At 72.6% G+C, this 17,195-nt stretch carries 13 protein-coding genes; 4 read left to right on the top strand and 9 right to left on the bottom strand.

Annotation, left to right across the window (positions count from 1 at the left end):
• Positions 1-61: 61 nt before the first annotated feature.
• Entirely contained in the window at positions 62-514 is a 453-nt protein-coding gene (locus tag DB32_RS46990) for a hypothetical protein (RefSeq protein WP_053234780.1), read from the top strand.
• Positions 515-517: 3 nt separating this feature from the next.
• Here DB32_RS46990 and DB32_RS22955 read toward each other — a convergent pair whose 3' ends face one another.
• Genes DB32_RS22955 through DB32_RS22970 form a run of 4 tightly spaced genes read right to left on the bottom strand, consistent with a single transcriptional unit; the run spans position 518 to position 7,070 of the window.
• Positions 518-2,572: a hypothetical protein gene (locus tag DB32_RS22955; RefSeq protein WP_157069306.1), complete on the bottom strand. Its 2,055-nt coding sequence runs from the start codon at positions 2,570-2,572 to the stop codon at positions 518-520.
• 8 nt (positions 2,573-2,580) lie between these two features.
• The gene (locus DB32_RS22960; protein ID WP_053234782.1) at positions 2,581-3,612 is read right to left on the bottom strand and encodes an AAA family ATPase; all 1,032 of its coding nucleotides are present in this window, start codon (positions 3,610-3,612) and stop codon (positions 2,581-2,583) included.
• A 27-nt stretch (positions 3,613-3,639) separates the two neighbouring features.
• Positions 3,640-5,802 carry a transglutaminase-like domain-containing protein gene (locus DB32_RS22965; protein WP_053234783.1) on the bottom strand — a complete coding sequence of 721 codons (2,163 nt, stop codon included), beginning with the start codon at positions 5,800-5,802 and terminating at the stop codon, positions 3,640-3,642.
• Entirely contained in the window at positions 5,799-7,070 is a 1,272-nt protein-coding gene (locus DB32_RS22970; RefSeq protein WP_169791522.1) for a DUF58 domain-containing protein, read from the bottom strand. Before DB32_RS22970 ends, DB32_RS22965 begins: the two co-directional genes overlap by 4 nt.
• 429 nt (positions 7,071-7,499) lie before the next feature.
• On the opposite strand from DB32_RS22970, the gene DB32_RS22975 reads away from it, so the two are divergent.
• From DB32_RS22975 to DB32_RS22985, 3 genes are all read left to right on the top strand, one after another.
• Positions 7,500-8,744: a hypothetical protein gene (locus tag DB32_RS22975; RefSeq protein WP_053234785.1), complete on the top strand. Its 1,245-nt coding sequence runs from the start codon at positions 7,500-7,502 to the stop codon at positions 8,742-8,744.
• 111 nt (positions 8,745-8,855) lie between these two features.
• Positions 8,856-9,806 carry an FHA domain-containing protein gene (locus DB32_RS22980; protein ID WP_075097597.1) on the top strand — a complete coding sequence of 317 codons (951 nt, stop codon included), beginning with the start codon at positions 8,856-8,858 and terminating at the stop codon, positions 9,804-9,806.
• A 1-nt stretch (position 9,807) separates the two neighbouring features.
• Positions 9,808-10,656: an alpha/beta hydrolase family protein gene (locus DB32_RS22985; protein WP_053234787.1), complete on the top strand. Its 849-nt coding sequence runs from the start codon at positions 9,808-9,810 to the stop codon at positions 10,654-10,656.
• Here DB32_RS22985 and DB32_RS22990 read toward each other — a convergent pair.
• The 5 genes from DB32_RS22990 to DB32_RS23010 all read right to left on the bottom strand — a co-directional run bounded on the left by DB32_RS22990 (position 10,639) and on the right by DB32_RS23010 (position 17,177).
• Positions 10,639-11,589, bottom strand: coding sequence for an endonuclease/exonuclease/phosphatase family protein (locus tag DB32_RS22990; protein ID WP_157069307.1), 951 nt, complete (start codon positions 11,587-11,589; stop codon positions 10,639-10,641). The two genes, DB32_RS22985 and DB32_RS22990, sit on opposite strands and share 18 nt — an antisense overlap.
• Positions 11,590-11,635: 46 nt before the next feature.
• Positions 11,636-12,112, bottom strand: coding sequence for a PTS sugar transporter subunit IIA (locus DB32_RS22995; protein ID WP_053234789.1), 477 nt, complete (start codon positions 12,110-12,112; stop codon positions 11,636-11,638).
• 95 nt (positions 12,113-12,207) lie between these two features.
• Entirely contained in the window at positions 12,208-12,543 is a 336-nt protein-coding gene (gene hpf, locus DB32_RS23000) for a ribosome hibernation-promoting factor, HPF/YfiA family (protein WP_053234790.1), read from the bottom strand.
• A gap of 106 nt (positions 12,544-12,649) precedes the next feature.
• The gene (gene rpoN, locus DB32_RS23005) at positions 12,650-14,128 is read right to left on the bottom strand and encodes an RNA polymerase factor sigma-54 (RefSeq protein WP_053234791.1); all 1,479 of its coding nucleotides are present in this window, start codon (positions 14,126-14,128) and stop codon (positions 12,650-12,652) included.
• A 235-nt stretch (positions 14,129-14,363) separates the two neighbouring features.
• The gene (locus DB32_RS23010) at positions 14,364-17,177 is read right to left on the bottom strand and encodes a dynamin family protein (RefSeq protein WP_169791523.1); all 2,814 of its coding nucleotides are present in this window, start codon (positions 17,175-17,177) and stop codon (positions 14,364-14,366) included.
• Between the last annotated feature and the right edge of the window lie 18 nt (positions 17,178-17,195).

Genomic DNA, 17,195 nt, shown 5'->3' on the forward strand with positions numbered 1-17,195 from the left:
AGGCGGCCCAGGGACGGAACTTGCGGAGCGATCGCGCGTCGTAGCGCTCTCGGAGGTCCACGTGCACGCACGCTCGTCCGCTCCGTCGATCGTCTGCGCGGTGCTCGCGCTCGCGCTCGCGCTCGTCTCGCTCGCGCGCGCCGACGTCCCGCCGCCGCGTCCGTGGTACGCGCTCGTGGTGCGCGAGGTGCGCGTCGTCGAGGCGCACGCGCCGACCGAGGATCGCGACCGCGCCGTCCTCGACGTGCATCGCGCGATGGCGGGGTTCGTCGAGCGCGTCGAGCGATGCGCGCGCGACCACGGCGCGGGCGCGGAGCAAGGGATCGTGCGAGCGCGCGTCCGCTTCGACCGCAGCGAGCTCCCGACGCGCACGAGCGTCGTCGAGAGCACGCTGGGGAGCGCGCATCGCGCATGTGTCGCGGAGGTGCTGCCCTCGCTCGCGATGCGCCCGGCGCCGCGCGGCGACGTCACGCTCGACGTCGTGATCGCGAGCGAGCGGCGCTTCGCGTGGTGAGGGCTACTCCTCGTCGACCTCGACCTCGGTGCCGTCGCCGTCGCTGCCGAAGAGCGTGCGCAGCGGATCGCGCGCCGAGACGTTCGAGCCGTCGAGCCCGTTCGCGTCGGCTTGGCTGAGGTCGATGCGCGGCGCGAACGCCGCCGCGTGGAACGCGGTCGCGAGCCGCGCGCCGTAGTCGTCGTCGCTCTCGGACCCGCGGCGCGCTTCCTCGGCGCACGCGAGCACCGAGCCGCTCGCGCCGATCAGACACGCACGCGCGCTGCTCGGGCTCGCCTCGATCTCGACGCGCAGCGCCGACTCCGAGCTCACGAACCGCGGGCTCGACGCGACGAGATCGCCGGCGTGCTCCGCGACCGCGCCGCCGCGCATCGTGATGCGCACCGGCACCGCGAGCTCGAGGCGCGGGAAGATGCCGGGGTCGGTCTGGAACGCCTCGTCGTAGCTCTCGAGCGCGCGCTGGATCTCGCCGCTGCGCCGCGCCGACTCCGCCGCGATGGCGTGCATGCGCGCGCGCAGCAGCGTCTCCGCGGGCTGCAGCGCCGAGAGCGCGCGCAGGGCGAGCTCGCGCGCGCGCTGCGAGTCGCCGCTCTCGAGCGCGGCCTCGGCCTCGAACGCGTCGTAGTACGCGCCCGCGCCCTCGCGGCGATCCTCGGCGCGCGCGCGTCGCACGGCCTCGCTCGCGACGCCGGGGCCGAGCACCTGCACGAGCTCGCCGGCGAGCCACGGCGGGAGCACCGCGCTGCGCGACGTGCCGATCATGAACGTCCCGACGAGGCGGGTGTCGTCGGCGAGCGCGCGCGCCGCCTGGCGCCCCGACTTCCACGCGTCGAGCCGCAGGCTCCACGACTGCATGGTCGCCCAGACGCGCTCGTAGAACGGCGCGCCGAGCGACTCGACCACGAGCCGCTGCGCCTCCATCACGCGCGCGCGCCGATCGAGCAGCGCCGCGATCGCCTCGTCCTGCGCGGGATCGCGGCTGTTGTGCCCGCGCCGATCGGGCGCGACCACGGCGCGATGCGCGATGCGCGCGGCGTCCTGGCTGCGGCCGATGACGAGGAAGAACTCGGCGAGCGCGCGCCGCGCCTCGTTGCGGTCGCTGTCCTGCACGTGCGGCGGACGGCGCGCGCGATACCGCGGGACCTGCTTGAGCTGATCGAGCGCCTCGACGAAGCGTCCCTCGCGGACGTAGAGCTCGCCGAGCTCGACGTGCGGGTTGCCGTACCAGCTCACCTGCGCCTGCGTGGCGAGCTGATCGACGCGCTCCGCCTCGTCGAGCCGGAACACGGCGCGCGCGGCCTCGGCGAAGTTCGTGAAGTCGACCGCGCTCTGCGAGCGCGGATCACCGCCGCGCAGCTCCATCGCGGCCCGGCACGCGTCGTAGCTCGCGCGATCGTCGCCTGCCTCGAACTCGACCGCGCAGAGCGCGTTCAGCGCGACCTCGACCTGCCACGGCGAGTCGCTCGCCTGCGCGGCGCGCGCGACCTGCCGCGCCTCGTCGAAGCGGCGCAGCTTCATCAGCGGCCACGCCATCTCGCCGATCATGTCGGGGTCGTAGACCTCGTTGAACCGGCGCATCCACGCGATCTGCTCCTCGTAGTGCTCGAGGTCGGCGTGCGCGTAGACGAGGAAGCGCAGCATCATCGAGTGCCAGCGCCACGGCGCGGACGGGTTCGGCGGCTCGCCCCAGCGCGCGCTGTAGAGGCGGTACGCGCGATCGAGATGGAAGAGCGCGCGCGGGAAGTTCGCCTCGCCCTGGTGGTGCACGTAGCCGAGCACGAAGTGCCCGACGTACGAGCTCGGGTTGCGCGCGACGATGCGCTCCGCGAGCTCGCGCGCTTTGATGTGGTGGCCCTGATCGGCCTCTTGCCACGCCGCGAGCTCCTCGGGCGAGGCCTCCATCCCGGGCGGGACGAAGCGCTCGATCGCACCTAGCGCCTCGGGCCCGAGCAGCTCGCCGAGATCGTCGTCGCCGCCCTCGTCGTCCTGCGCGTGCACCACACCGCTCGCGACGAGCGCGCTCAGCGAGACGAGCAGGATCAGACGACGTGCGCGCATCGAGGTGCTCAACGCTTGAGGCTGCGGCGCGCGAGCTTCTCGACCTGCGCCTTCGCGTGCTCGCGCACGACCGAGGCGGCATCGTCGACGCCGGGCGCGCACTCGAGGCGATGCGTGAAGACGTACGGCGCGAGCACCTCGAGGTCGTGCGGGGTGACGTGGTCGCGCCCCGCGACGAGCGCGCGCGCCTGGAGCGCGGGCATCATCAGCACGAGCGAGCGCGTCGACGCGCCCTGGAGCACGCGCTTGTCGTCGCGCAGCGAGCGCGCGAGGTCGACGAGCGCTTCGCGGAACGCGGCGTCGAGCGCGACGTTGGCGCGCAGCGCGCGGCGCGCGGCGAGGAGATCGTGGCGCGTGACGCCAGGCACCTCGTCGGCCAGCGACAGGTGCGGCGCGGGATACGCCGCGAGCACCTCGAGCTCCGCGTCGCGCGAGATGTGCTCCATCTTGATCTTGAAGAGGAAGCGATCGAGCTGCGGCGTGGGCAGCGGGTACGTGCCCGCGAGGTCGAGCGGGTTCTGCGTCGCGATGACGAAGAAGAGATCGTCGAGCGCGTGGGTGTCGTTGTCGACCGTGACCTGCTTCTCGGCCATCGCCTCGAGCATCGCGGCCTGCACCTTCGGCGACGTGCGGTTGATCTCGTCTGCGAGCACGACGTGCGCGAAGATCGGGCCGCGGCGGAACACGAAATTCGAGCGCTCGAGCTCGAACACGTTCGTGCCCGTGATGTCGCTCGGGAGCAGATCGGGCGTGAACTGGATGCGGCGGAACGGCGCGATGCCGACGACGCCCTGATCCTCGCGGATCGATCCGCCGAGCGCGCGCGCGAGCGTCGTCTTGCCCGAGCCGGGATAGTCCTCGAGCAGCACGTGGCCGTCGGCGAGGAGCGCGGTGAGGACGAGCTCGATCACGTCCTCGCGCCCGCGCACCACCGCGCCGAGCCGCGCCTTCAGGCGGCTCGCCACCTCGTGCGCGCTCTCGAGGCCTCCACTTCCGTTCGTCGACGGAAGGTTCTCGCTGCTGCTGGTCGTCGCGTCCATCTCAGTTCCTCATTCCTGCGGCGCCGATCATCGAGACAGCAGCCACGAGTACGGGTTCAGCGCGCCGAGCGCGCGCCTCCACCACGGGATCGTCTTCGCGAGCTCGCGCCCGAGCTCGCTCTTCGTCGCGAGCAGCGCGCGCGCGTCGTCGCTCCTGCGCTTGCTCCCCCACGCGACCGCGGCGTGCGAGGTCGTGAGCTTCGCGAGGCTCGGGAGCTCGCGGCGCACGCGCCACGCGAACGCCTCGCGCGACTCGCCCCACTCGCGCACCACGCCGCTCGACGCGAGCTGATCGAGCGCCGCGCGATAGACGGTGTGCGGCGACGGCGAGACGCTGCCCGCGAGCCGACGCCACGCCTTGATCGCGTAGCCGAGCAGCACGAGCGAGCCGAGGAGCGCGGCGAGGCCGATCGCCAGCGGACCGCGCACGTCGTCGAGGATCTGATCGAAGGCGCGCGGCGCCTCGCTTCCGTCTTCGGGGAGCGGACGCAGCCCGCGCAGCATCTCGGCGAGCAGCTGCTGCAGCGCTTCGTCGGCGGGACCAGGCGGCGGGTCGAGCGAGCGCTCCGGCACGACGTCGACGACGACCCATCCGACGCCGTCGAGATAGACCTCGGGCCACGCGTGCGAGTTGCCGCCCGCGATCAGGATCGCCGAGCCGCCGCGACGCGACGACTCGGGCACCATGTACCCGGTCGAGACGCGCGCCGGCAGGCCCGCCGCGCGCATCAGGTACACGGCCGCGTGCGCGAAGTGCACGCAGTACCCCGTGAGATCGCCGAACAAGAAGTGCGCGGTCGGATCCTCCGCGCTCGCGTGGCGGCTGCGCAGCGAGTACGTGCCCTCGCGGCCGAGCCACTGCGTGATCGCGAACGCCCGCACGATGGGATCGACGCGCAGGTCCTCGGGGACCTCGCCGAGGATGCGCTGCGCGAGCTCGCCGTAGCGCGGATCGCTCGGACCGCGCGTGTAGTGCGCGCGGATCTCCTCGCTCCACGCGGGGCTCCCCGCGGTGCGCCCGAGCAGGCCCCACTCGTCCGACGTGAGCACCGCCGAGCGCACGCGATAGGTGCGCCGGAAGCGCCCGCGATCCGGGTTCTCCACGGGCACCAGCTGGATCGGCGACTCGAGCCCGAACGGGCGCGGATGCTCCGCGAGCAGCCCGACGGTGGTCTCGACGGTCGTGCGCCACGCGCCGGTGTCGGGCGCGCCGGGGATGTCGATGGTGCGCGTCGGGAAGCCGGACGCGACGTCGTCGTCGACGCCGGAGATGCCCGCGGCGATCAGCCGTCGCCCGTTGTACTGGCTGAACGACTCCTGGCGGAAGTAGTAGACGCCGCTCGGCGGCGAGTAGTCGTCGTGCAAGAGCGCGATCGCGAGCGGCGTCTGCGAGCCCGACTGATCGTACTCGTCCTGGAAGTCGGGCCCGCCCGCGCCGCCTTGGCTCTGCCCTTGGCCCTGCGCCTCGCGCTCCGCGCGGCCGGTGTCGTTGCGCAGGTTGAGCCCGTCGCCGCCCGACTGCGGCGGAGGGAGCCCGGCGATCGCCGTGGTGCCGAGGATGAGCGCGAGCAGGCACGCCGCGACCCCGAGGTGCACCGCGGAGCGCAGGAAGCTGCGCTCGCTGAGCAGGAGCAGCCCGATGACGAGCCCGGCGAGCGCGCCGATGCCGAGCATGCCGTACTCGGGGTTTCCACCGCGCACGAGGAACCAGTCGGCGATCTCGAACGGGCGGTGGATCGCGTAGTTGCGATGCGCGACGACGAGCGCCGCGAACGAGGTCGCGATGAGCGCGATCTCGATCACCGCGAGCGAGCGGCGCCGCGCCGAGAGCAAGCGCACCGCGCTGCCGACCACGAGCGCACCGACTCCGAACGCCGCGGCCTCACCGGCGCGCAGCGCGAGCGAGGGCCCGAGCAGCGAGGCTGCCGCTGCGCTCCCGACCACGAAGTCGGCGAACGCGATCGACACGCCGAGCGCGACGAACGCGCCGATCATGACGACCGGCGTGCGCACCCGCGTGCTCGCCACGCGACGGCCGACCAGCGACCCGAGCCCGGCGCCGACGGCCGCGGCGATGACGCCCTCGGCGACCGAGAGCGGCCACGCGAACACGCCCGCGGTGAGCGCGTAGACGAGCATGCGCAGCATCGTCGAGAGCGCCGGCTCGCGCACGTCACGCGCCTCGTTCACGCCGCCACCTGCTTGCCGTCCGCGGCGAGCGCGCGCGCCGCGCCACGGTGCGCGCTGCCGAGCCGGCGTCCGCTGCGTCGATCGATCACCACGACCTCGCAGCGCGTGGCCGCGAGCGCGCCGAGCACCGCGTCGAGCTCGTCGATCGGCGTGCCGACGCGCGGCGCTTCACGCGCGATCACCCGCTGCCACCACGTCGGCTTCGCGGACGAGTCGATCCCGTCGACGCCGATGACCACCCTCGCCCGCCCCGCGCGGCCGCGCAGCACCGCGAGCACGCGCGCGAGCCACGGCCCGGGCCGCGGCGGCGCGAAGAGCACCAGCGACGCGGGTCCCGTGCGCTCGGCGCGATCGACGAACGACCGCAGCCCGCTGCCGCCGCGCTCTCCGACGCCCGCCGACGTCACGACGCGCTGCACCGCGTCGCCGATCGCGCTGGCCTCACCGTCCGATCCGTCGGCGCCGAAGATCCACTCCGCGCCGAACGCGCCGCCCTCGATCGCGACGCGCGCCGCGGCCGCGCTCGCCTCGTCGTCGGGCCCGCCGACCAGATACGAGACCGTGCGCCGTGCGCGCGAGAGCGCGCGCTCGGGCATCTTCACCATCAGCTTCCGGGTGCGGCCGAAGACCTTCCAGTGGATGTGCCGCGCGGGATCGCCGGGCGCGTAGCGACGCAGCTCGACGCGATCCCCGTCGTCGAGGCCCATCGGGTGCGGCACGTCGTCCCCGCCGGCCATCGAGACGAGCAGCGGCAGATCGCGCATCGCGCCCGCGTGCGGGAGCACGGTCAGGCGCACCGGCTCGCGCTGCCGCACCGCGACGCGCGCGAGGCCGAACGCGTCCTGGATCACGATGCGCCGCTCGACGCCCGGCACGATCCCGCGCGCGCGCACCGACGCGTCCTCGTGCAGGCGGAGCCCACGACGCGACAGCTCGAGATCCGCGCCCGGCGACTCCCACGCCCAGCGCACCTGCAGCATCGGGACGATCAGCAGGCCGGGCAGCGAGAACCCGGTCGGCAGCGAGCGCGACGTCTCGAGCGTCCGCTCCTCGCCCGCGCGATGCGCGCGCGCAGCGAGCTTGATCCGGATCGCACCGAGCACGACGAGCACGAGCGCCAGCGCCAGGAGCCCGAGCGCGCCACCGGCGGCGACGACGATCACGAGGTCGCGCTCCGCGAGCCCGACGTGCTGCAGCGCAGCCCACCCGACGACCGCGACGATCAGCCCGAGCGGCGTGATCGGTACCAGATCGGTGACGCGTCGCACACCGCGCGACACCCCCCCGAAGGCACGCCTCCACCGCTCGATTCCGCGCTCGCTCGTCATGCCTCCGGTCGGACCCCTTCGCGCTCGTCACCGTCTCCGAGAACCCCACTCGGATCCGAGTGGACTGCGTACCTGGGGCCCGCGCGCGGGACCGTCAGGGTGCCATCGCGATCCGGCCCGCGCCACCGCGGCCGGAGCCGCCAGACCTCGCGAACCTCTCGGGGTTCCCGGCTCTTCCGGCAGGTCTGCATCGCTTGACACCCGTCGCTCGCCCTGGATACCTTCCGGCCTCCTTGCGACCCCCGCGTGCTCGTGTTTCCTCGAAGAAACACGAGCTTCGTCCGGGGGAGAGGCCCAAGGACGCGGAGGGAAGTTTCCTTCCCAAACGAGGAGCCACTCAGGGTTCGATCAGGAGGGCGAGGCCCGCACATGTCCGACGACAAGAAGCCGAAGAAGGATCTGCGAGCCCGGCTCGGTCGCACGATCTCCCCGAACACCCCTGGAGCCGCTCCGATCGCGACGCCGAACGTCGCAGGCGCCGCCGGCGCCGCTCCCGCTGCTGCTCCTGCCGCGGCCGCTGCTGCCGCCGCCGTCCCGCCGCCCGCGATCGCGCCGGTGGTCGCGCCGCCGGTCGTCGCGCCGCCGGCCGCCATCGCGCCGAAGATGCCGTTCGGCGGGCCCGACGTCGCGCCGCCGCCGTTCGCGCAGCCGAAGGCCGCGGAGTCGGTGCGTCCGAAGGCGCCGGTGGATCCGTTCGCGGCCGGTCCCGCGGTCGCGGCGGGCCCTCAGGAGGTCCGTCTCGTCATCGACGACAAGCCGGTCGACGACTCGGAGGTCGGTCGCAAGCAGCGCGGCCGCAACTTCCTGCTGCTCGGCATCGGCCTCGTCGTGGGCGCTCTGCTCGGCGGCGGCTTCGGCTCGATGAACGGCCGCAACGTGCTCTACAACGTGACCGTTCGCGACGGCCACGAGATCTACCAGACGGTCACCGACGCGTCGGCGCGCGTGCTCGACGCGCAGACGAAGATCGACCGTCTCGTCGAGCGCGCGGCAGGTCACGGCGGTCAGCCGGCGGGCGTCGACTACGACACGATCACCGAGCTGCGCGGCATGGAAGTGCCGATCACGGCCGGCGCGTTCGCGCGGAAGAACTACGGCGCGTTCCAGCCCGGGACCGTCGACGATCTCTTCGCGTACTACAACAACGTCCAGCTGATCTGGGAGCGCATCGGGCGCCTCGCGGCGACGACGCTGAACGAGACGCGTCGCGCCGAGCTCGATCGCACCGCGGCCGCGGCGGCGGAGTCGGCGACCGCGCTGTACGGCGTCGTGCCGGTCGCGAGCGAGGAAGCCGGCATCGTCGGCAGCCTCGTGCTCCTCGAGCCCATCGAGGGCCAGACGAAGCTGATGGCGCGTGCGCGTCGCGGCGGTCCGGGCCGCGAGCTCGAGCGCTTCGTGGCGGACACCGAGATCGGCACCACGCCGAGCACCGTGCTCGTCGTCGACGGTGCGCAGAGCGCGGGCGTGCTCTCGGAGCAGCTCGGCGCGTTCCGCCAGTACGTGCAGGACATCACCGAGCTCAAGCGGATGATGGACCAGACGGTCGAGATCCAGGGACGCCTGACCACGTCGCTGGGCGAGATCGCGCGGCTCCAGGAAGTCTTCGCGATGTGATCCCGCGGGGAGCCGATGCTCCCCGTCCCCCACGAGCAACGGGCGCCCCGGACGACGGGAGCGCCCGTTTCTCTTCCGTCGGCGCGCGCGCTCTGGCACGATCCGACGCGCTTGCCTCGCTACCGGATCCGGTACCAGGGCTCGGACCTGGAGATGCCTCCCGGCGAGTTCGTCGTCGGGCGTAGCTCGGCCTGCCACCTCGCGCTCGACGACGCGCTCGTCTCGCGTCGGCACGCCGCGATCCACGTCCAGCCCGACGGCGTGTTCGTCGACGATCTCGGCAGCCGCAACGGCGTGCTGGTGAACGGCGAGCGCATCCCGGGGCGACGCAAGATCGTGCACCTCGATCGCGTGACGATCGGGTCGCACGAGCTCGTGCTCGTGGAGATCCCGGATCGCCCTCTGCTCGAGGCCGCGTGCGAGACGTGCGGCGCCTCGGTCACGATGGACATGGCGTTCTGCCAGAAGTGCGGGCACCTGCTGCACAAGGGCAGCCCGACGCTCGCGGGGATGACGCTCGAGATCCCCGCGGTGCGCCCCGACTCGATGCAGACCGCGAAGCACGACGCGCTGCGGCTCGACGGAGTGCGCGTCGACGGCGCGCGTCCGCCCTCGGCGTCGGGGGTCGGCTCGGAGGAGAGCACCGGGCGCGCGCTGCTCGCGGGCATCGCCGACAAGGCGCTCGCGCTCGGACGCTTCGACGAGGCGGAGCGCGTGCTGGGCAAGTCGCTCCACGAGATCCTGGCGCGCGCGAAGACCGGCTCGGTCCCGCCCCCGAGCCGCATCGCGGAAGCGACGAAGTACGCGCTGCGGCTCGCCGAAGGGACGAAGCGCACGGCGTGGCTCGACTGGGTCTTCGAGCTCCACGAGGCGGCGGGGCGCCTCCTCGGCGCCGACGACATCGAGCGCGTGCACGAGCTCGTGCGCAAGCTGCGCTACACGGGCGCGGGCCCGGTGCGTCGCTACGTGGTCGCGATGCGCGCGCGCGCCGAGGGCTTCTCGGCGTCGGAGCGGTTCCTGCTCTCGCGGCTCGAGGGCATCGAGCGCATGGTCTCGGCCTGACGTGCGCGGGATCGCGATCGTCTTCCTGACCGCGCTGTTCCCGGCGATCGCGAGCGCGCAGTGGACACGCGAGATCGACGTGGCGCACGGCGCGTTCGATCACGAGGGCGCGCCCGACGCGATCGTGCACGCGCCATCCGGGTTCGACGCACGCGCGCCGCTGCACCTCGTCGTGTTCCTCCACGGCTATCGCGGGTGCGCGCAGGTGCTGATCTCCGACGCGCGCGACGCGCGGTGTCGTGCCGGCGCACCGACGCATCCCGGATGGGGCCTCGCGGCGCGTCACGACGAGGCGGGCACGCAGACGCTCTTCGTCGTGGTGCAGCTCGCGCTCTGGCAGCGCGAAGGGAGCCCGGGGCGCTTCGCGCGCGAGGGCGCGTTCCGCACGTTCCTCGACGAGATCCTCGCCGCGCTCGAGCCCGATCTCGGCGCGCGCCGTCGCGTGGACGATCTCGCGGGCATCACGATCCTCGCGCACAGCGCAGCGTTCGAGACGAGCCTCGCGATCCTGCGCGCGGGGCGCGTCGACGATCGCCTGCGGCACCTCGTGCTGTTCGACGCGCTCTACAGCGGCGGTCCTGCGTTCCTCGCGTGGGCCGCGGCGGACGCGTCGCGCAGGTTGCTCTCGTTCCACGGCGGACGCGGCACGACGCGCGAGCGCAACCGCGACCTCGCGCGACGAGCGCGTCGTGCGCTCGGCGCGCGCGCATCGGTCGGGCGCGACGCGCGCCTCGAGCACGCGCGCGATCGCCGCGTCGTGATCGTCGAGAGCGACGCGCCGCACGCCGACATCCCCGCGCGGCACATGGCCGAGACGCTGCGCGCGCTCGGCCTACCGCTGCGTCGCTGACACGCGATCACCGTCGCGCCATCGGAGCACGACGCCTTCCGGCAGGTGATCGCTGACCGGGCACCCGGGCGGGCCACCCGCGTCGCACGCGAGCGGCATCACGATCGCCGCGGCCGGCCGGATCCGCTCGTACGACGCGCGTCGATCGAGCGAGCGCACGGTCTCGAACGCATCGCCGACCGCCACGTGATCGATCGTCCACCCGAAGTAATGCGTCGCGGGCGCGCCGGGCACCGCGTCGCGCAGCGGAGGCGCGACGATGCGATCGTATCCCTCGGTCCCCGGCCACGCGTTGAGATCACCGAGCAGGATCGTGCGCGGCCCGAGCGCATCGCGCTCCACCAGCTCCTGCCTCAGCCACGCTGCCATCGCGCCGTTCGACGGATGCCACGCGAGGTGCACCACCACGAGCACGATCGAGCGCCCCGCGGGATCGTCGACGCGCGCGAGCAGCGCGCACCGACGCTGATCCGGGAAGAGCCGCTCGAGCGAGACGCACTCGTGACCGCGCACGACGTACGGTTCGCTCACCGCGGCCGCGACCGCGCTGCGCAGCGATCCGTCGGTGCGGATCGAGCACTCGCACGCCGCGAAGAACCCGTCGTCCTCGAGCTCGCGCGAGAGCGCCTGGATCGCATCGCGCGATTGGATCTCCTGGATGCCGACGAGCGCCGGACGGCCGCCGCCGAGCGCCGTGCCCTCGCGGTCGATCGCGTCGACGAGCGCCGGGACGCGCGCGGGCTGCGAGAGCCGCCACGCGTTGATCGTCATCACCGCGAGCTCGTCGTCCGACAGCGGTGGCGCGCTCGCCTCGATCGACACCGGCGCCGGCCCCAGCGAGTCCGGCTGCCATCGCACGAAGTACACGCCTGCGAAGACGACCAGCGCGACGAACGCGAGGGCTTTGAGGGCTCGGTCTCTCCAGCTCCGCACGAGGTCGCTCGCTCGTGACGACCCGCGCGTCGCCACGACGAACGATCTAGGCCCCGTCCACCTCGAGCACGATGTCGAGCGCGCGCTGCGGCGCTTCCGCGCCGAGCAGCTTCGCGCGCACCGAGTCGTCGCGCAGCGCGCGCGAGATCCGCGCGAGGCACTTGAGGTGCTCTCCCGCAGCGCGATCGGGCCCGATCAGCGCGAACAGGATCGACGCAGGGCGCCCGTCGATCGCGTCGAACGCGACGCCGTCCTTCTGGATCCCGAGCGCGCCCACGAAGCGCGTCAGGCCGGGCAAGCGTCCGTGCGGGATCGCGACGCCGTCGCCGACGCCGGTGCTCGCGACGGCCTCGCGCTCGCGCAGCACGCGCTCCACTTCCTCGACGCTTGGAGCGCTTCCGCCGGCGCTCGGATAGAGCCCGGACGCGAGGAGCTTCGCCATCGCGCGGATCGCGTCGCCTTTGTCGCGAGCGTCGAGGTCGGTGTCGATGCGGTCGACGGTGAGGAGCTCGGCCAGGCGCATCGTCGTCTTGCTCTCTCGGAGCTGCTGCGCAGCGGTCTCGACGTCGGTCGCGCGCCCTAGCCCCCGCGCGACCCACGTCGAGACATCGCGCTTCGCTACTTCTCGGTCTTCCCGCTCATCTGCGAGATGCCGCCCGAGTGCTTGCGTCGGTCGGCGCTCGCGTCCTTGTCGTCGCGGATCTGACGATCGATCTTGTCGATCACCAGGTCGATCGACGCGTACATGTCTTCCGACTGGTGCGTTCCGGCGAAGCGATGACCGTCGCCGTGCACCATCACCTCGACCGTCTGCAGATGCCTCTCGACCGAGAGGATCACGTCCGCCGTCAGCGGCGCGCGAAGGTACTTCTGGAGCTTCGCGATCTTCTCGCGAGCGTAGTTCTTCACGCCCTCCGAGGGCTCCACCTGACGGAACGTGAACGAGACCTCCATGCGTCTCTCCTCCCGTGGCGCCCTCTGTTGAAGCCGAGGTGCGCCTCTCGAGGTCTACGCTACCGCACTCCGGGTCGACTCGGCGACGGCGGAGTGACGTCCCCCATCAGAAGTACTTCTTGCGCTTGCTCGAGCTGAGGATGCCCAGCATCTCGCGGTACTTCGCGACCGTACGACGCGCGATCACGACGCCGTCCTGCGCGAGGATCTCCACGATCTTCTGATCGCTGTGCGGGTTCCGCTCGTCTTCCTCGGCGATGATCTTCTTGATCGCCTGCTTGACCGACTCGCTCGCGATGTCGTCCGCGTTGTCGCGACGGATCGCGCTGTTGAAGAAGTACTTCAGCTCGAACACGCCGCGGGGCGTCGCCACGTACTTGTTGCTCGTGACGCGCGAGATGGTGCTCTCGTGCATCCCGACCGTCTCCGCGACGTCACGCAGGATCATCGGCTTGAGGTACTCGATGCCCTTGTCGAAGAAGTCGCGCTGCTTCTCGACGATGCACTCGGTGACCTTGACGATCGTCTTGCGGCGCTGGTCGATCGAGCGGATGAGCCACTGCGCGCTGCGCAGCTTGCCCTGGATGTACTCCTTCGCCTTCGGATCGCCGGCCATCGCAGCGCGATAGAAGCCGCTGATCTTCAGGCGCGGCATGCCATCGTCGTTCGCCTGGACGTAGTACTTGTCGCCGACCTTCGTGACGTAGACGTCCGGCACGATGTAGCGCGGCTCTTCGCTGACGTAGTCGCGCCCCGGGCGCGGCTCGAGCTCGGCGATCACCTGCGCGACGTCGTAGATCTCCTCGACGGTCACCTTCAGGTCGCGCGCGATCGCCGCGTAGTTCTTCTTCTCGAGGTTCGTGAGGTGATCGCGCAGGACGCTGATCACCAGCTCGTCCATGCCGTGGTGCTCGGCCTGCACGAGCAAGCACTCGCGCAGATCGCGCGACGCCGCGCCGACCGGGTCGAGCTTCTGGATCATCTTGAGGACTTCTTCGGCGTCCTCGGGGTCGATCTCCGCTTCGGCGGCGAGACGCGGCACGACCTCTTCGGGCGGCGTGTCCTCGAGCTTCAGGTAGCCGTTCTCGTCGAGGTTGCCGACCACGAGCGCGACGAAGCGCATCTCGTCGTCGGTGAAGTCGGTCAGTCGGATCTGCCACGCGAGGTGATCGGCGAGGTCCTCGCTCTTCGTGAGCGTCGCCTCGACGCCGGGCATCTCCTCGTCGCTCATGCGACCGGAGCTCGGCATCGGCGCCTGCATCGCGTGGTTCTCGAGGTAGCGCTCCCAGTCGATCTCGTCGGTCTTCTTCTCTTCGCCCTTCACCGACGCTTCGGACGCGCGATCGTCGGCCTCGACGGCGCGATCGATCGACGTCGCGGCCTCGGGCGGCGCCTGCACCTCGACGCCCTGGGCGTTCACCTCGCCGGTCTCGACCTGGTCCTCGAGGACCGGGTTCTCGAGCATCTCCTCGCGAACGAGGTCGACCAGCTCCATGCGCGACATCTGCAGCAGCTTGATCGCCTGCTGGAGCTGCGGCGTCATCACGAGCTGCTGCGTCTGGCGGAGTTGCTGCTTGATCTCCATCGGGCTCCGGCTCCTCACGATCTCGCAGCGGCCGACGGGTGCGTCCCGGGACCGGGAAACGAGGGCGGGGGGAAGTGCCCCACGCGCGCCCAGTCTCCGCCAATCGTGAAGTTGGTTTCGACTATAGCCCCCGTGATGCCGAGAGGGAACCGCTTTTGCATCTTGTGAGCTAGCTCGTGGCGGTCGTTCGCGTCCGCGATTATCCGACGCACCCCCGAGACGGCCCGCGACGCCTTCATCCAACGAGCTCTTCGAGCACCTCGTGCAGCGCACGCAGAGGCTCGTACGTTCGGGCGCGCAGGCGCTCCCACTCGCGGCGTGCGGCCTCACCCGTGGCGGTCACGTCCCGCTCCAGCTCGCGCAGGAGCTCCGCCGTCGCGTGCTCGAGCGCGGGTCGCAGCGACTCGCGCGGGAACGCGCGCGCCTGACCGAGCGCATCGGCGATCGGCTTCACGCTGAGCGTCGCGGTGGGGAGTACCTCGTCGAAGAAGCGACGCAGGGCACCGCCGCTCAGCAGGCCGGCTTGGAAGCCACCGAACGCTGCGACCGGCGGTGCGATCGCGGCCTCGACGCGCACCGCGATCGCGGCCTCGAGCTCGGTGCCCGCCAACGAAGGAGCGAGCGCCGCGACCAGCGCCTCGCCGAGACGCGCGGCGGTGGACTCGCTCGCTTGGTCGAGCCGGTTCTGGATGACCTCGGCGAGGAACGCGCGGTCCTCGGGATCCGCGCCGTGCGACGCGAAGCGGTTGGTGCGCGGTCGGACGAACGAGAGCACCTCGGCCGCAGCGTCGTCGAAGGCGCGCGACTGCGCAGCCTCGAGCTCCTCGATCGCGCGCTCGATCGCGGCCTGCACCGGGCCGCCGACGCTCGCGAGCGTCGTCGCGGCGCGATCGAGCTTCGCGCGGCGCGCCTCGAACCCGCCCTCGACCTCGGCCTCCGTGGCGAGCGCGTCGCGGAGCAGCTCGAGCAGACGTCCCGCGCACGCGCGTCGCTTGAGCAGGCGCGACTGCGAGAACACGTCGCTCTCGAGCCGCCGAACGAGCGCGGGGAAGCCGCTCGCCTCGTACGCCGCGTCGTCGTTCGCGACGCGCGCGCGCAGCGCCGCGCGTGCCGAGAGCGCGACCGGCTCGGGTCCGATCTCGGGCATCTCGCGCGCGAGCGACGCCTTCACCTGCGCGAGCTGCTCGGGCTTGAGACGATCGACCTTGTTGAGCGCGGCGATCACGGTGCGCTTGCTCGCGCGCACGCTCGCGAGGATGCGCCCCTCGCTCGCCTTGCCCGCCTGGCCCGCGTCGAACACCCAGAGCGCGGCATCGGCGCGGCGCATCGCTTCCTTCGCGAGCGCCTCGTGCTCGGGGTTCGGCGCGTTGCTGCCCGGCGTGTCGAGGATCCACACGCGCTCGAGCAGCTCGGACGGGAGCACGATCTCGACGTGATCGACGACCGCGCCCTCGCGCTCGGCATCGCCGAGGAGGCGCTTGAGATCGTCCCAGTCGCCCTCGCGGGTCGTGCCGTCCTTGCGGACGACGCGCACGCGCCGCTCCGCGCCGCCGCGCAGCACGTTGAGCGTCGCGGTCGTCGGGAGGATCCCGGTGGGCGCGACGTCGGCGCCGACGAACGCGTTCACGAGCGTGCTCTTGCCCGCGTTGAATTCGCCGAGGATCGTCAGCAAGAGCGGGCGATCGAGCTCGTCGCGCAGCGCGCGGGCGCGCGCGACCGCGTCGGTGAGGCGACGCTCTTCCGCGAACGCGAGCACGCCGTCGATCGCGGCGGCGAGATCGACCTCCTCGCGCGGTCCGCGCCAGAGCGTGCGCAGCGCGTCGCGGCGGATCGTGCGTGCGAGCTGCGCATCGCCGTTGCGCGGCCGGAGCTGCTCGCTCGCTTCACCACGATCCATGACGGCGAGCGCGTCCTGCGGGCGGCGCTCGTCGAGCGCGAGCCGTGCGTGCGCGAGCACCTCGCGCGGCTCGACCATCTCGCCCGCGAGCAGCGTGCGGCACGCGTCGCGCTCTCCTCGGAGCAGCATCGCGTGGGCGCGCAGCGCGCGCGCGGCGGGATCCTCGGGCGACGTCGCTTCGAGCGCGTCGGCCACACGCACCAGCTCGCGCGCATCGCGGAGCGGCACCACACGCGCAGCGCGGCGCAGCAGATCGCGATCGCCGCCCTGACGCGTCTCGGACGCCGCGAGCAGCGCCTGCGCGGCCTCGCCGTCGCGCCCCGCAGCGACGAGCACGTCGGCGAGCGTGGAGAGCGCAGCCGCGCCGCCGCCGCGCGCGACCGCCATGCGCGCGTGCCCCTCCGCAGCGGCGTGATCGCCGCGCGCGAGCGACTGCCGCGCGAGCGCCTCGAGCGCCTGCGTGTTGCCGATCTGCGCCGCACGCTCGAGCAACGGGCGCGCGCTCGCAGCATCCCCAGCGCGATGCAGCGCGAGCCCGAGCCGCGTGGTGCGCGCATCGTCGAGCCCTGCGCCTTCGAGCCCGCGCGCGGCACGTCGCGCCGCGAGCCGCTCGTCGGAGTCGACCAGCGCCTCGACGAGCGCGATGCGCGCGTCGACGTCCTCGGGGCGCGCCGCGATCGCCTTGCGCAGCTCGCGCGCCGCGCGATCGGGGCGACCGCGCATCCACTCGGCGCGCGCGCGGATCACACATGCCTCGGCGAACGCCGGACCGCCCTGCGCCGCGAGCCGCCGTGCCGCCTCGCGCGCCGCGGTCACCGCTGCGCCGGGGTCGTGCGACGCGAGCGCGAGCTTCGCCGCGAGCAGCGAGAGCTGCGGATCGTCGGGCTCCTGCTGGCGCGCCTCGGCGAGCGCGAGCCGCGCGCCCGACACGTCGCCGGTCATCTCGAGGGCGCGCGCCCATCCGATCAGCGCGCGCAGCAGCCCGGGACGCTCCTCGAGCACCCCACGGAGCAGCTTCTCCGCCTCCGCGCCGCGCCCCGCATCGAGCAGCTGCTCGGCGCGCTCGATCCGATCGCGCACCTCCTCGGGCAAGAGGAGCACGTCGTCGATGAAGCGGGCCGCCCGCCCCACGGCGCGGTCGAAAATGCTCATCCGAGGCGCAGCGTAGCG

It is taken from the genome of Sandaracinus amylolyticus (genome assembly GCF_000737325.1).
GTDB classification, from domain to species: domain Bacteria; phylum Myxococcota_A; class Polyangia; order Polyangiales; family Sandaracinaceae; genus Sandaracinus; species Sandaracinus amylolyticus.

What these genes read in the sequence shown, in the direction of transcription:
- DB32_RS22995 (WP_053234789.1), bottom strand. Translation starts at nt 12,112, where the DNA reads ATGCGCCTGGCCGAGCTCCTCACCGTCGACCGCATCGACACCGACCTC.
- DB32_RS22975 (WP_053234785.1), top strand. Translation starts at nt 7,500, where the DNA reads ATGTCCGACGACAAGAAGCCGAAGAAGGATCTGCGAGCCCGGCTCGGT.
- DB32_RS22955 (WP_157069306.1), bottom strand. Translation starts at nt 2,572, where the DNA reads ATGCGCGCACGTCGTCTGATCCTGCTCGTCTCGCTGAGCGCGCTCGTC.
- rpoN (WP_053234791.1), bottom strand. Translation starts at nt 14,128, where the DNA reads ATGGAGATCAAGCAGCAACTCCGCCAGACGCAGCAGCTCGTGATGACG.
- hpf (WP_053234790.1), bottom strand. Translation starts at nt 12,543, where the DNA reads ATGGAGGTCTCGTTCACGTTCCGTCAGGTGGAGCCCTCGGAGGGCGTG.
- DB32_RS23010 (WP_169791523.1), bottom strand. Translation starts at nt 17,177, where the DNA reads ATGAGCATTTTCGACCGCGCCGTGGGGCGGGCGGCCCGCTTCATCGAC.
- DB32_RS22960 (WP_053234782.1), bottom strand. Translation starts at nt 3,612, where the DNA reads ATGGACGCGACGACCAGCAGCAGCGAGAACCTTCCGTCGACGAACGGA.